The organism is Bifidobacterium sp. UTCIF-38 (genome assembly GCF_006454495.1).
GTDB classification, from domain to species: Bacteria; Actinomycetota; Actinomycetes; order Actinomycetales; family Bifidobacteriaceae; genus Bifidobacterium; species Bifidobacterium callitrichos.
This window is the reverse complement of record NZ_JFAL01000012.1, coordinates 161,997-176,485: the sequence shown is the minus strand read 5'-3', so window position 1 is coordinate 176,485 and position 14,489 is coordinate 161,997. Positions and strand designations below refer to the sequence as shown.

The 14,489-nt window shown below is 65.5% G+C and carries 10 protein-coding genes; 7 read left to right on the top strand and 3 right to left on the bottom strand.

The features are described 5' to 3' along the window. Nucleotides 1-947: 947 nt before the first annotated feature. The 3 genes from BW11_RS05415 to trxA form a co-directional block, all read right to left on the bottom strand. Nucleotides 948-1,949, bottom strand: a complete 1,002-nt coding sequence (locus tag BW11_RS05415; RefSeq protein ID WP_140444949.1) for a G5 domain-containing protein — start codon at nucleotides 1,947-1,949, stop codon at nucleotides 948-950. 295 nt (nucleotides 1,950-2,244) lie between these two features. Then, nucleotides 2,245-4,296 carry a hypothetical protein gene (locus BW11_RS11530; RefSeq protein WP_181162514.1) on the bottom strand — a complete coding sequence of 684 codons (2,052 nt, stop codon included), beginning with the start codon at nucleotides 4,294-4,296 and terminating at the stop codon, nucleotides 2,245-2,247. A 283-nt stretch (nucleotides 4,297-4,579) separates the two neighbouring features. Continuing rightward, complete coding sequence (gene trxA / locus BW11_RS05405) at nucleotides 4,580-4,942, bottom strand: thioredoxin (RefSeq protein ID WP_140444948.1); 363 nt, start codon at nucleotides 4,940-4,942, stop codon at nucleotides 4,580-4,582. Nucleotides 4,943-5,107: 165 nt separating this feature from the next. Between trxA and BW11_RS05400 the strand changes: the two genes are divergently transcribed. From BW11_RS05400 to BW11_RS05370, 7 genes are all read left to right on the top strand, one after another. Then, complete coding sequence (locus BW11_RS05400; RefSeq protein WP_043165092.1) at nucleotides 5,108-5,734, top strand: NUDIX hydrolase family protein; 627 nt, start codon at nucleotides 5,108-5,110, stop codon at nucleotides 5,732-5,734. A gap of 53 nt (nucleotides 5,735-5,787) precedes the next feature. Next, nucleotides 5,788-6,642: an alpha/beta fold hydrolase gene (locus BW11_RS05395; protein WP_140444947.1), complete on the top strand. Its 855-nt coding sequence runs from the start codon at nucleotides 5,788-5,790 to the stop codon at nucleotides 6,640-6,642. A gap of 4 nt (nucleotides 6,643-6,646) precedes the next feature. Next, nucleotides 6,647-7,819 carry an NAD(+) diphosphatase gene (nudC, locus tag BW11_RS05390; protein ID WP_140444946.1) on the top strand — a complete coding sequence of 391 codons (1,173 nt, stop codon included), beginning with the start codon at nucleotides 6,647-6,649 and terminating at the stop codon, nucleotides 7,817-7,819. A gap of 252 nt (nucleotides 7,820-8,071) precedes the next feature. Continuing rightward, nucleotides 8,072-9,796: a L,D-transpeptidase gene (locus BW11_RS05385; protein WP_258184560.1), complete on the top strand. Its 1,725-nt coding sequence runs from the start codon at nucleotides 8,072-8,074 to the stop codon at nucleotides 9,794-9,796. A gap of 116 nt (nucleotides 9,797-9,912) precedes the next feature. Next, nucleotides 9,913-10,320, top strand: a complete 408-nt coding sequence (gene gcvH / locus BW11_RS05380) for a glycine cleavage system protein GcvH (protein WP_043165097.1) — start codon at nucleotides 9,913-9,915, stop codon at nucleotides 10,318-10,320. A gap of 101 nt (nucleotides 10,321-10,421) precedes the next feature. Continuing rightward, nucleotides 10,422-11,597 carry an App1 family protein gene (locus tag BW11_RS05375; RefSeq protein WP_258184566.1) on the top strand — a complete coding sequence of 392 codons (1,176 nt, stop codon included), beginning with the start codon at nucleotides 10,422-10,424 and terminating at the stop codon, nucleotides 11,595-11,597. 332 nt (nucleotides 11,598-11,929) lie between these two features. Next, nucleotides 11,930-14,395 (top strand): S9 family peptidase, encoded by a 2,466-nt coding sequence (locus BW11_RS05370; protein WP_375137634.1) that lies wholly within the window; start codon nucleotides 11,930-11,932, stop codon nucleotides 14,393-14,395. Nucleotides 14,396-14,489 lie beyond the last annotated feature (94 nt).

The following is a 14,489-nucleotide window of genomic DNA, read 5'->3' as shown; positions in this document are numbered from 1 at the left end:
GAATAGCCTATTTCTTTAGACGCTTCCGCACTACTTCCCACTCGCGCGCGTTCCTATGCGCGCCGATGCCTCTCACTGCGGGGACCCTCGTGTCGGGGACCCTCGTGTCGGGGACCCCCGTGTCGGGGACCCCCGTATGCTGCTCACTCGCCACAACGTGATTATTCTGGCCGTATTCGAGAGGTGTGGCAGGATTTATTGCCACAACTGTTCGAAAAGGGGATTTTGAGTGAGTTGTGGAAAGGGTACTCTCCGCCGCTCGGAACGTGATGCGGAAAGAATGGCGGAATTCCGGGGATTGACTCGTGGGGAATCTTGCCATAACACATGCATTACGACGATTTCGCCGTGTTGTGGCGGGACCTATTGCCACAAGTGTTCGAAAGATATGATTCTCGCATGTTGTGGCAAAGATTATTGTCACAACAGCTCAATAATTCGCTGGCGCTTATGTTGTGGCAGGAGCGATTGCCACAAATGCTCGAAAGTGGCCTGATTCTTCCGTTGTGGCAAGAGTACGAGGCAGCAGACGGCGCAGGCGGAGAATGCACAGGGAAGATCGTGAGAAGGGAGAAGGGAGAAGGGAGAGAGAAATCCCCTTGGCTCCTGCTTTCAGGAGACCAAGGGGAATCACGGATAAGGAATTCCAGAGAATTCCTGAAGCCCAGAGTTATGTGACGCGATGAATCTCGAAGGAAGTGACCGCTCTCCGTGGGCGCTTGGCTGCTACTGGCGGCTCGGTGGCCGCTGGCGCTTAGCCGGTGGTTGGTAGGGGGTGTAGGCGAGTCGGTGGGGCTACGGGCGAGTCAGTAACTGGAACTCAGTTACTACGGAGAGCGACAACTACGGAGAGCGACAACTACGGAGAGCGACAACTACGGAGAGCGACAACTACGGAGAGCGACAACTACGGAGAGCGACAACTACGGAGAGGTCGCAGAGGGAACTCAGTAGCTATGGGCGCTCAGCCAGTGGTTGTAGGCGCCGGTGATGCCGCCGTAGCGGGAGTTGCAGTAGCCGACGAACCACTTGAACTGTGTCTGGTAGTTGGTGGCCCAATCCGCGCCGGCGGAGGCCATCTTGGAGCCGGGCAACGCCTGCGGCAGGCCGTACGCACCGGACGACGGGTTCGTGGCGCGCGGGTTCCAACCGGATTCGTGGTTGATGATGTACACGGCGGCGGTGAAGTCGTTCTCCGTGTAGCCGTTGGCGATCAGGTAGTCATGCGCCCAGCTCTGCATTTCGGAGGCCGGCACAGTCGTACCGAGCGAGCTGGACGACGATGCGGTCGAGGACGACGAGGACGAGGTGGAACCGGTGCCGACGAGCACGATCTTGTCGGTCGGAGCGGTCTTCACCCATGAGGCGAACACGTTGGATTCGACGATCTTGCCGCCCGCGCGGGTGACGAGGCTCGTGGTCTCCATCGTGCCGACCTTGCCCTCCTGCTGCACTTTCTCGGTGCCCTTGGGCAGTGCGCTGGTCTCCTTCTTCACGGTGTTGAAGGGGATGTCCGTGTCACTGGTGTCCAGGGTCGCGCCGGCGCGCTCGATGGTGATGACGGTCGACTCGGTGACCTTCGTGGTCAACGAGGGAGAGACCTGATCGCTCGGATCGAGCACGATATCGCCCTGTTCGAGGACGGACTTGACGTCGGTGAAGTTCGTGCCGAGCACGGTACGGGACTTGCCGTTGATCTTGACGGTCACGTACGAGGTGTCGTCGCCGAGCGATCCACGCGCGCCGCCACGGGATGCGGCGGCCGTACCGGAATCGGTGGCCGAGAATGCGGTGACCGGCGTGGTCTGCTGCGACTGCTGGTAGAAGTTGCGCGAAACCACGGCCGCTCCCGCAAGCATCGCGATCGCCGCGACCACGGCGATGATGCGGATCCACTGTCGTTTGCTCAATGATTTCAGAGTCGGCGTTTTCCTGCGATGATTCGCCATTTCGCTCCTTAGCCTTGGATAAGCTCTGGCACATCTCACGACCGGCGCTCAGCATTACCGTGACGTTGCCGGTCCTTAATACTGCCGACCATCCTACCTCACAGGGGAGAAGAAAGATAATCCTTCAGCGGTATGCGCAGAACCGAGGGAAAGATGACAGCCCCCGTGTCCTTCCACGCGATGTGCGTTGAGAGGACACGGGGGCTGTCATCTTTGGGAATGAAGGTGAACCGAGGAACGGTCGGGAGAACGACCGACGAATGCCCGTGCAATCAGTCGGTCACTCGGCAGTCGGTCACTCGGCAGTGCCGTTGCCGCCCGAGCCGGAGCCGCCGGTTTCACCGCCGTTGCCGCCGGTTTCGCCACCGGATTCCGAACCGCCGTTGCCCGTGCCGCCGGTTTCACCGCCGTTGCCGCCGGAGCCGGATCCCGATCCGGTTCCGGTCGAACCCGAACCGTTGCTGCCGGAGCCGGTTCCGGTCGAGCCGGATCCCGAACCGTTGCTGCCGGAGCCTGAACCGGATCCCGAGCCGGACGTGTTGGGCCTGGTGGTGGATCCCGTGCTGCCGTTGTAGCGGTTGTTGTACCGGTTGCCGGTGTACGACCCGTTGGTGCCGTTCGTGCCGTTGGAGTTGGACGTGCCGGAGTTCGAGTCGGAGCTGCTCCTGCGGCTGCTCGAGTACGAGCTCATCGAGTCGTTGACCGCGTTGGTCGCGTCCTGCAGCGCCTTCAGGGCGTTCTGCAGGTCCTCGAGCTTCGGATCGGAGTCGCCGATGAGCTTGTTCGCCGCGTCGATGGCCGACTGCAGGGTCTGACGGGTGGAGTCGTCCGCCACCGCGCCCTCGCTGTTCGTCATCAGCGTCTGCGCGTCGGTCACGGCCTTCTGCAGGTTGTCCTTCGCCGTCTTGACGTCGGCGTCGTTCTTGTCGTCCTGGCTGTCGGTCACCGCCTTGAGCGCGGAATCGACCGTCTTGATGTGGCTGTTCAGCGTGCTCGCCAGCTTCGAGTTCTCCTCGGTGCGACTGGTGAGCTCTGCCGTCGACAGGCTCGCGTCGCACGCGACGGCCTTGCCCGCGCCACTCGCGTCGGACACGGCGGTCTTGAGCTTGCTGATCGTGGTGGCGTCGGACACCTGGTCGACGGTGAGCTTGCTGGCTTCGTCGGCCTTCTTGAGCGCTTCGGCGAGCGAGTCGTTCGCCTTGCTCACGTCGCTTGCGGCGGCCTCGCAGTTGGAGAGCGCCGTGTCGAGCGCGGTCTGGCTTTGGTGACGTTGGAAGGCGAACACACCGCCGACCGCCGCCGCGACGAGCGCCGCGACCACGACGCCGATGATGATCGGCTTGCGATCGACCGCGCGCGTGCCGTCGTTGCCGCTGTGATCGCCGTGACGTGCGTCGCCATCACCATTGCCGCCCCGACCGCGGCCGTTGCCGTCGGATCCGCCGGAGATGCCGGAGCCGGACAGACCGGAGTCGCCGGCGGCCGAGCGAGCCGAATCGTTCCGATCCGCCTCGGCGCCGTACAGTTCGTCGGCCTCCTCGGCCTCGGTCGGCTCGTCCGACACGTCCTCGAGGTTCTGGAGCGTCTGATTCTCACCGCCCGCGACCTTGCCCAGATTGACCGCGCCGGGTGCGATCACCGGGCTCGGCTTGTCCGTGGCGCCGGCGTGTCCCGGAACGGGCACGTTGATGTTGAGCGGCGGCAGCACGGTGGTCTCCGACCCGGAGTCGGGCGGGAAGACGGGGGCCGGATTCGTCGAGGAGGGGAGTGCCGAAGCGGGCGTCGCTGCGACTGATGCCGGCGCGACCGAGACGGCGGGTGCGCCCTGCAGGCCACCCGGGGCATCCGTCGGGATGGCGGCCGTGCTGCCCGTCGTTCGCGCCGCGTGCGAACCGGTCGAACGGGTGGGAGGCATCGGCGGGATGTCCGCCACCGTCGCCGTGGTGTCCGCCGTGGGCGTCACGGGCGGGGTGACGACCGTGGCCGGCGCGACGGCGGGAGGCATGGCCTCGGTCGGCGCGTCCGCAGGCACGCCGGCGGACGGCACGGACGGGAAGGTCAGGTTCTGCTTCATCTCCTCGGGCGAGGGGGCACCGCCGTGCTCGTCGATGTTCGGGAACGACAGCGCGGGGATGTCCCAGTCGTCGTCGCGCTGCGGGTTGAGCAGCGAATTGTCGTTGAATCGCACGTTGTTCGAATCGAGCCCGCTGTCGAGATGCGGCTTGTCATCGGGGTTCGGGAACCCGGACGGGATATTCGTGGGGACCGCCGCCCCGTTCGCGTTCTCATCGCCCTTGCCATTGGTCGGCCTGCCGGACCGATGCCCGGTGTTCTTCGGATTCGTCATACTCTCCAATACCCCCTACGATGCATTGCGTTTCATCATAGTCCGATGTCCATAGGACTGTCATCGCCCGCCGCGAATCGCCCGCCCCATAGGCCATGAATAGGCCATGACTACAGCCATGACATACAGACGAGAACACCCATCGACGGATGCGGGCGGGATGTCCGCAGGTCGATGGGTGTGCATGGGAACGGCGATGGATCCCGGCGGCGGAAGGAGCCGGCAGCGGGGAATCCGATGGCCGGCGTTCGCCAAAGCGCGCCAATCAGGCGACCTGATTCTCCTAGGCGTTCTCCTGAGCGCCCTGGGCGGCGGCGAGATCGAGCTTCTTGGCCTGCTCGATCAGATCGTCGAGATCCTCGGCGCGCAGGGCGCCCGCCTGCTGGAAGATGATCTGGCCCTGCTTGGCGATCATCAGCGTCGGCACCGCCTGGATGCCCGCGGCGGCGGCGAGATCCTGATTCTGATCGATATCGACCTTCGCGAACACGATGTCCTTGTTGTCCGCCTGCTCGCTCGCGGCCTCGAAGATCGGGCCGAACGCCTTGCACGGGCCGCACCAGGTGGCCCAGAAATCGACGAACACGATCTCGTTGTCGTTGATGGTCTTCTCGAACTCGGCGGAGGTGAGGGTGGTGGTCGCCATGTGAAGCTCCTTAATAACAGTAACTAACTGATGATGCGCTAACAAGCGTAAGGGTGGGTACTCCTACCCACCAGCAAACCAGCATGTGGCAACAAAGGCAAGGACTTGCGCCCATAGATGATTTCGCTGCCGCGGTTCTCATGCGCACGCGCGATAATGGGACGCATGCCAGTGATGAATGATGAGGTGCCCGACGAGGGCGACTTCGACGCCGACCGTCAGCGCGGCGAATTTGACCATGTGACCCCGGAGGACTTCATCCGCGGCTCCGGCCACGGCAACCCGCCCGGATGGCTCGACCCCGCGGACATCAACCGCGCCCGCAGCCAGATGCCCATCGCCTACGTGGAGATCGTGCCGGTGCGCATCGACGAGTTCGGACGCGTCGCGCAGGTCGGCTCCCTGCTGCGCGTCACCGAGGACGGCTCGGTGGAACGCGCGCTGATCTCCGGACGCGTGCTCTTCCACGAGACGCTGCGCGAGGCGATCGCCCGCAACGTCGCCAAGGATCTGGGCGATATCGCCCTGCCGATGCTGCCGCTCAACCTGCAGCCGTTCACGGTGGCCGAGTTCTTCCCGACCCCGGGCCTGTCCGAATACTTCGATCCGCGCCAGCATGCGATCGCGCTGTGCTACGTCGTGCCGATCGCGGGCGACTGCCGTCCGCAGGACGAGACGCTTGACGTCGAATGGGTCAACCCCCACTCCGAAATGCTCGACAAGTTCCTCGCCCAGATGACCAACGGCCACGACCGCATCGTCCGCAAGGCGCTGGAATGGGTCAACGCGTGACATGCGCGTGACATGCGCATGACAACGCCGAAAACGCCAGAAGGGATATCGATATGACTTTCACCATTCACAACCGCATTCTGCGCGAGGGCGAGGGAACGCCGCTCGTGCTGGTCAACGCCTACCCGGTCGACGGACGCATGTGGATCGAATGCGCGAAGCGCATCGCCGCGCTCGCCGACGAACAGGGCCTTGAACCCTTCCCGATCTGGGCTCCGGACATGCCGGGCTCCGGCGAATCGCCCGCGCCGAGCGACAAGGAGTCCGGCCGTCGCGCCGAAAACGGCTCGTACCCGGACGCGCTCGACCGCATGGCCGAATCGTACGTCGATCTGATCCGCGCCGCCGGCTACGACAGGGCGGTGTGGGCCGGTCTGTCGATGGGCGGCTACCTCGTGACCGACCTGTACCGTCTGCACCCGGAGGCGGTCGCCGCGATCGCCCTGTGCGACACGATGGCCTCGTCCGACGGCGTCGGCGGCGAGCCGCGCCTGAAGACCTCCGACGCCTGCGAGGCGACGAACAGCGTCGAACCGGTGATGCACTTCGCCAAGCCCGCCGAGGGCGATTCGACCGTCAAGAAGAGCCAGCCGTTCATCGACCAGATGACCGCATGGATCAACGACCAGAATCCGGCCGGTCTGGCCTGGCGCCAGCGCATGACCTACGGCCGCACCGAGCTCGCGGGCGTGCCGGAGACGATGGACGTGCCGGTCGCGGTCGTCTCGGGCGAACTCGACCCGACCAGCAACCCGAGCGTGATGGGCCCGCTCGCCGAACGCATCGGCGCCAACGCGGTCTTCACGCCGATTCCCGACTGCGGCCACTTCAGCGCGGTCGAGCATCCGGACACGGTCGCCCGCGCACTGGTCGACCTGGTCAGGCGTGCGAACGAGGAGAGGGCGTGAGACCATGGGCATCTCCTTCAGCCCGCTGGCGCTGACGCAGGCGCTGCCGTTCCTGCCGCTCGCGCAGGGCGACATCGACTACCAGACCGAACGCCGAGGCGAACCGGACCTCATCGACGCGACCCTGGCCGAACCGGCCACGAAGGTGATCCTGACCCGCAACGGCCTGATCGCCGTGCCGCGCGGGCAGGGCGAGCTCGTCGACTACGAGAACGTCAAGCTGCGCCTCGCCACCCTGCCGGGCGCCTACATGGCGGACGAGCTCAAGGCGAACCCCGAGGCCGTGGCGATGTTCCTCGGCAGCTACGGCGGTCGTCGCGACGAGCACGTCGTGGCCGTCGACATCACCCGCGTGACCGCGCGTCCGGCCCAGTTCGGCGTCGACGACGGCACCAACGGCTCGTCCCGCGGCAGTGTCGGTGGCGCGGGACGAGCGGCCGGCGTGGTTGGCGTGAGCCACAGCTCGCAGGGCGCCGACGCGGCGTTCGACGAGACGCCGGCCTCGGGGGCATCGGGCGCGACCGCACGAAAGAGCCTGCTCGAGCAGGCCCTCGACCGCTTCGACTGGGTGGATCTGCGCGGTTTCGCGCCGCACGCCTCCGCACGCGAGGCCGGTCAGGCCACCACGGCCATCTCCCTGAGCATCTGGCATAATCGCCAGCGTCACTGCCCGACCTGCGGCGCGCCAGTCGAAGCCGCCAACGGCGGCTGGGCGCAGCGCTGCACGAACGAGTCGGACGGCCGCCGTCTGCTGTTCCCGCGCGTCGAGCCCGCGGTGATCACGATCATCGTCGATTCGACCGGTCGCGCGCTCATGCAGCACAACGCCGCGTGGAAGAACCCGACGCTGTACTCGGTGTCGGCCGGATTCGTCGAGGCCGGCGAGAACCTCGAGCATGCGGTCCGTCGCGAGGCGATGGAGGAGGTCGGCATCACGCTCGGCGAGGTCAAGTACCTCGGCTCCCAGCCGTGGCCGTACCCCGCATCCCTGATGATGGCGTTCAAGGCGCATGCGCTGACCACCGACGTCCACGTGGACAACGTCGAGACCGTGGAGGCGCGGTGGGTGACCCCCGACGAGTACATGGCGGCGATCATCTCGGGGCGCATGAGCGTGCCGGGCAAGGCCACGATCGCACGGTACATGATCGAGGAGTGGCTCGGCCACGAGCTGTGATCCCACGAGATCCCACGAGATCCCACGAATAGACATCTCAGAAACAGATATTTCATAGTGAGCTATGTCACAGGGATGTTTCCGTTCGGTGAAAATCCGCCGTTTGCGCGGAATTTCACAGGATTGGCATTCCCCTCTGGGATGCGGTTGATGTAGAGTCGGGTTCAGTTCCGCATACGCCGGCCTGGTGCCGGCGGCGAACCGCAGAACGAAAGACGAACCACGTCAACCAAGTAGTGTAAGGAATCGGGAATGACTGACGAGCAGACGCAACGCATGTCGAACTGGCAGCCGGAGTACGGCGCCATGCGTGGCGACTTCGAGTCCACGCAGCGAATGGCCCCGATCGCGGCCGCCGCGGTGCCGATGCCCGGAGTCGCCGGTGGTACGAACGGCGGCGCATCGTACGCCAGCCGTCATCAGGTCGCGGGTCATGCGCAGGCATCCGCCGCCGGTGCGGTGCCCGCTGCCTCCTCGGTTCCGTCCGGCGTCTCCGGCATCACGGACATCCCCGCCGACGCCATCGCCGTCAAGGCCAAGTCGTCCCACAAGGGCCTGATCATCACGCTCGTCATCGTGGGCGTGCTGCTCGCCGCGCTCGTCGGCGCGTTCTTCACCGCGCGCTGGTACTTCTCCGATCGCGTCGCCCCGGGCGTGCGATTTGGCGCGACCAGCGTCGTCGGACAGACCCGTGACGAACTGGCCGACACGGTCAACGCGGCCGTCAACGACTCCGCGATCACCGTGAAGGACACGACCAGCGGCAGCTCGGTCACCGCCGCGCTCAAGGATCTCGGTGTGAGCGTCGACGTCGACAAGACCGTCGACAGCCTGCTGGGCGCCAAGTCCTCCTCGAACCTTCTCGAGGACCTCGTGCGCGTCAACCCGTTCAGCCGCGTGAGCGTGCCGTTGACGGCCACCACCAACGACTTCACGCTCAACGACTACCTGTCGAGCAAGCTCATCGACGAATCCGGCCGCGCCGTGCCGTCGTCCATCGCGTACAACGCCGAATCCAAGGCCTTCGTCGCCACCGAGGGCCGTTCCGGCTCCACGCCCGACGATACGAAGGTGGTCGCCGCCGTCAAGCAGGCGATCGCCGAACCGGGCACCGCCGCCACGGTGAGCGTCGCCGACAAGACCGTCGACACGCCGATCACGCTCGCCACGGCCCAGCAGGCCGCCGATCAGGCCAACCAGCGCCTGACCAGCCCGATCGTCATGACCAACGGCGACGCGAAGGAGTTCACGCTGCCGGCGGCCGAGGTTGCCAAGTGGATCAAGCCTACCGGTGAGCCGTCGAAGGGCAGCATCACGCTCTCCTACGACACCGAGGCGATCAAGCAGTACCTCGCGGCCCAGCTGCCCGAGGAACTCAACCAGAAAATGGTCTCCCAGGTCGACATCGTCGACGGCAACGGCACGGTCGTCATCAAGGCGCAGACCAAGGGCGTCAACGGCGTGGCCATCAAGGACACCGACGCCGCGGCCGCCGAGGTCGCCTCCAGCCTCGAACAGGGGCAGGGCGGCACCGTGCAGGTCGCCGCGGACGTGACCAAGTACGACACCAAGCAGAAGAAGAGCGAATACCGCATCGTCGTCGACAAGAGCTCCCAGACCGCCACCGTCTACCAGAACGGCGCGGTTATCAAGACCTTCAACGTCGTCACCGGCAAGGGCTCCACGCAGACCGACAACGGCACCTTCTACGTGTATCTGAAGTACAAGACGCAGACGATGCGCGGCGAGGACTACGTCACGCCGAACGTGCGCTGGGTCACGTACTTCAACGGCGGCGAGGGCTTCCACTCCGCTCCGTGGAACTACAACGCGATCGCCTCGGGAGACCCGGTCAGCCACGGATCCCACGGCTGCGTGAACATGTACGACGAGGATGCCAACTGGATCTACACCAACATCCCCGACGGCACGATCGTCCAGGTGGTCGGTTCCCAGCCGTCCGCCCCGACCCGCTGACCCGTCGCACAGACACCCCCTTCGCACCCCTTTATAGGCCCGGCCGCCCGCCCGATGCGCGAGCAGCCGGGCCTTGTGCATGCCGTTTTTCACATGAGCTTGCTACCCTTGTAGCCATGAACGATGAACTGGATGACGAACAGCCGCTGAACCTCGACGTGCCCGAGCACCTCGAATACTCCGACGACCACGTGTGGATCGACACGACGCTCGAACCCGCTCCGCTCGGCATCACCGACTACGCCGCCGAGAAGCTCGGCGAGCTCGTCTACGTCGACCTGCCCGAACCCGGCACGCGCGTCGAGGCCGGTGACGAGATCCTCGAACTGGAATCCTCCAAGGCCGTCGAACCGCTCATCGCCCCGGTCGCTGGCACGATCCGCTATGTCAATCAGGCCGTGTCCGACGATCCGAGCGTGATCAACTCCGACCCGTACGGCGAGGGCTGGATCCTCAAGATCGAGCTCGAGGACGACGAACCCGAACTGCTCACCGCCGAGGAATACCTGAAGGTCATCCGATGAGCGGCGAGGGGAGCCGGTCGCGCGATGGCCAGCACGGCCAGCATGACCACAACGACCGCAACGGCCGCAATGGCCACAATGGCCAGATCCCGGCCGACGACATGCCCACGGTGCCGATTCCGGCCCGGCATGTCGTCACCACGTTCGACGCCGCCTCCAGGCGCGAGCGCATCGAGATACAGCCGTTGTACGAACGCATCGTCCGCCGCGTCATCACCCGCGTGTTCAGCGTGTGGGTGAAGGCGGCGACGAAGGCCGCACACGACCTCGACTGGTTCCCCCGCGTCGATCCGTACGTCGGATACGGCACCAACGACTACTCGCGACTGATCTGCCGCACCGTGTACGCGGGCGCGCACAGCCAGTCCGGTCTCGCCATGCGCGGATTCAAGGGCATGCTCGCGATCCCCTCGCCGCACACGCAGGTCAGGATCAGCATCGACGACGTCCCCCTCGAAACCGTGCAGGTGGGCGCCTCCGAGCGCTACGACGCGCTCGACGCGCGGCCGGAGGTCGACAGCGAATACGCGCTGTCCGACACGTCCGGATACCTCGATCTGGTCGCCGAGCACAAGCTCGCCTCCGGTGTGCACACGGTCTCCTACCGGGTCAGGGGCCGCAGGCCGGTCACCGCGAGCCTGTTCACGATCCCCAAGGACGCGAAGGTCGGCATCATCTCCGACGTCGACGACACGATCATGATCACGCAGGCCCCGATCCTGTGGAAGGCCGCGTGGAACCTGTTGTTCCTCAACCCGGAGAAGAAGGCGTCGGTGCCGGGCATGAGCGTGCTGTTCACCAAGCTTGCCGACCTGTTCCCGGACGCGCCGTTCTTCTACCTGTCCACCTCGCCGTGGAACGTCGAGGGCGCGATCCGTCACTTCATCACGAACCACGGCTTCCCCGAGGGGCCGCTGCTGCTGCGCGATCTCGACCCGCGTCCCAAGACGTTCATCCCCACCGGCCCGCAGCACAAGCTCGAGTTCGCCGAACAGCTGATGGGCGATTTCCCGGATATGAAGTTCATCCTTGTCGGCGACGACGGGCAGAAGGACCCCAGCACGTACGCGACGATCGTCAAGCGCTATCCGGGGCGCGTGCTCGCCATCGCGATCCGCCAGCTCACGCCGCGCGAGGCGATGCCGTTCGGCATCAATGCGGGAGGCATGACCGCCTCCCAGCCGACGCCCGTCACCGACGTACCCGTGTTCACCGGAACCACCGGCGCGAACCTTATGAAGACGATGCTGCCGTATCTGAAGGAGCATCTGTCGTAGCGCGTCCGACGTAGCGCATCGACGTAGCGCATCCGGCGTCATGGACGTAGTCATAAGCGCAGTCATAGGCGGCGTAATCGCGTGGTTGACGGGGGATTCGGCTTATAATCGCGATTATGACTGACGAGAAGAACAACCCTACGGCAACGGAGCCGCACACCGAGCAATCCGTGGAACACCTTGTGGAACCTACGGCACAGTCCGCGAACGAGTCCGAGGCACAGCCCGAGCAGCTGGAGTCGATCCGCGACATGGCGTGGGCGGCCGAAGCCACCGCCGCCCGCAAGGAGGTCGTCGAGGCGGAGAGCCCGGATCTGACCATCCCGCCGCTCGTGCCGCAGGCCGTCAAGGAGTATACGCGCCGCGAGCATCACGGTGATCTGTTCCTCGACCCGTACGAGTGGATGCGCGACAAGGAATCCACGCGCACGCGCGAATACGTGGCCGCGCAGAACGATCTGTGCAAGACGCGCAACGCCCATCTGGCGGGCCTGCGCGAGACCCTGTTCGACGAGCTCAAGTCGCATGTGCAGGAGACCGACATGTCGGTGCCGGTGCGCATGAACGGCTACTGGTACTTCGCGCGTACGCAGGAGGGCAGGCAGTACGCCGTCCAGTGTCGCATCCCCGTCAAGGGCGAGGATGATTGGACGCCGCCCGAGGTCGACCCGATGGGCGCCCCCGGCAGCCTGAAGAACGAGCACGTCATCTTCGACGCGAACGTCGAATCCGACGGTCACGACTTCTTCCGCCTCGGCGGCATGGATCTGAGCCGCGACGGCCGCTGGATGCTCTACGGCGTCGACACCGAGGGCGACGAACGCTACGACTTCCGCATCCGCGATCTGGGCAAGCCGGTCGCGCTCGACCCGGAGCATGCGTCCGAAGCCGACCTGCCCGAGGTGTTCAAGGGCGTCGGAGGCGCGTGCTTCACGCCCGACGGCGAATACGTGTTCTGGGTCGAACTGGATGACGCTTGGCGTCCCTGCGCGGTGTGGCGTCACCGCGTCGGCACGCCCGTCGACTCCGACGTGTGCGTCTACCGCGAGCAGGACGAACGCTTCTGGGTGGGCGTCGGACTGAGCTTCGACGAGCGCAACATCGTCATCGGCACCGGGTCGAAGACCACCACCGAGGTGCTGATGCTGCCGACGAATCGCCCCGAAGGTGAATTCCAGCCGTTCATCCCGCGCAAGACCGACATCGAATACGACGTGAGCTTCGCGTGCTTCGAAGGCGCCGGCGAGCATGGCGAGGACGTTCCGCTCGCGGTCGTCTACCACAACGCGAAGAACCCGAACTTCGAGATCGACGTGATCGACATGCGCGATCACGAGCCGCCGTACGCGCTCGGCGAGGGCGTGTGCATCGCGCAGGGCTCGCCGTACGGCTGCGAGCGCGGCGACGAGGTCGCGGCCGGCGAGGACGAGGGCGATAGCCTGATTCCGAACTCGCGCCAGCCGATCACCAAGGCGTACGTCAACCCGGCCAATCCGGCGATCCTGCAGGGATTGCACGGTCTCGGCATCGAGGGCATCGCGATTCATCGCCATTTCGTCTCGCTGGCCTACCGCGCCGATGGCCTGCCGCATGTGGCGGTCATGCCGAAGAGTCTTGCGGCCGAGGATTTCGCGGCCGGACGCCCGTGGCGGTTCACCGAGCTGCTGCCGCCGTCATTGGAGAACGACTGGGACACCGTCGCGCAGGATGCCGGCGAGCTGATCGGCGATCACGGCGAACGGCTGTGGGCCGCTGACGAGACGCCGTCCGACCACACGTCGTCGTCGGATGGCGCGAGCGACGATCATCTGCCCGGTGAGACGCGCCGTCTCTACTCGATCGGCACCGGCGGCAACCCGTCGTACGACGCGCCGCGCATGCGCTACTCGTTCACCAGCTACACGCGCCCCGGCGAACTGCATGAGGTCGATCCGGTCACCGGCGAGGATCGTCTGCTCAAGCGTGCCACGGTGCTCGGCGGATTCGACCCGCGCGAGTACATGGAGCGTCGTGTGTGGATCACCGCGCGCGACGGTGAGCGCATCCCCGTGTCGCTGGTGTGGCGTCGCGACATCCCCATGCAGGATGCGCCGATGTTCATCACCGGCTACGGCGCGTACGAGATCTCCTCGGATCCGAGCTTCTCGGTGGCGCGACTGAGTCTGCTCGACCGCGGCGTGCTGTACGCGGTGCCGCACGTGCGCGGCGGCGGTGAGTTGGGCCGCGCCTGGTATGAGCAGGGTCGCAGGCTGAACAAGAAGCACACGTTCGAGGACTTCGTCGACGCGACGATCGCCCTGCAGAAGGCGCATCTGGCCGATCCGCGCAGGACCGTCGCCAACGGCGGCTCCGCGGGAGGCCTGTTGATGGGCGCGATCGCGAACATCGCGCCGCAGGTGTATGCGGGCATCGAGGCGGATGTGCCGTTCGTCGACGCGCTGACGTCGATCCTCGACCCGTCGCTGCCGCTGACCGTCACCGAATGGGACGAGTGGGGCGATCCGCTGCACGACGAGGACGTGTACCGGTACATGAAGTCGTACACGCCGTACGAGAACCTGCCGGAGAAGGGCACGCCGTTCCCTCGCGTGTTCATCACCACGTCGATGAACGACACGCGCGTGCTGTACGTCGAACCGCTGAAGTGGCTCGCCGCGATGCAGGAACGCGGATTCGACGCGATCGCCAAGATCGAGGTCGAGGCCGGCCACGGCGGCACCTCAGGCCGCTACAAGCAGTGGCGTCAGGTCTCCTACGAAAACGCCTGGTGCCTGGACGTCATGGGCCTCGGCCAGTAACCGGTGTCCGGAACCCGGGGCCGGGGCCAGACCTTGGACACCGGACACCGGAACCTTGGAACCCGGGACTCTGGAACCCGGGACTCTGGAACCC

Bases quoted from the DNA above. Each gene is read 5' to 3' on its own strand.
- BW11_RS11530 (WP_181162514.1), bottom strand. From the start codon at position 4,296: ATGACGAATCCGAAGAACACCGGGCATCGGTCCGGCAGGCCGACCAAT.
- trxA (WP_140444948.1), bottom strand. From the start codon at position 4,942: ATGGCGACCACCACCCTCACCTCCGCCGAGTTCGAGAAGACCATCAAC.
- BW11_RS05385 (WP_258184560.1), top strand. From the start codon at position 8,072: ATGACTGACGAGCAGACGCAACGCATGTCGAACTGGCAGCCGGAGTAC.
- BW11_RS05415 (WP_140444949.1), bottom strand. From the start codon at position 1,949: ATGGCGAATCATCGCAGGAAAACGCCGACTCTGAAATCATTGAGCAAA.
- nudC (WP_140444946.1), top strand. From the start codon at position 6,647: ATGGGCATCTCCTTCAGCCCGCTGGCGCTGACGCAGGCGCTGCCGTTC.
- BW11_RS05400 (WP_043165092.1), top strand. From the start codon at position 5,108: ATGCCAGTGATGAATGATGAGGTGCCCGACGAGGGCGACTTCGACGCC.
- BW11_RS05395 (WP_140444947.1), top strand. From the start codon at position 5,788: ATGACTTTCACCATTCACAACCGCATTCTGCGCGAGGGCGAGGGAACG.
- BW11_RS05375 (WP_258184566.1), top strand. From the start codon at position 10,422: ATGCCCACGGTGCCGATTCCGGCCCGGCATGTCGTCACCACGTTCGAC.
- gcvH (WP_043165097.1), top strand. From the start codon at position 9,913: ATGAACGATGAACTGGATGACGAACAGCCGCTGAACCTCGACGTGCCC.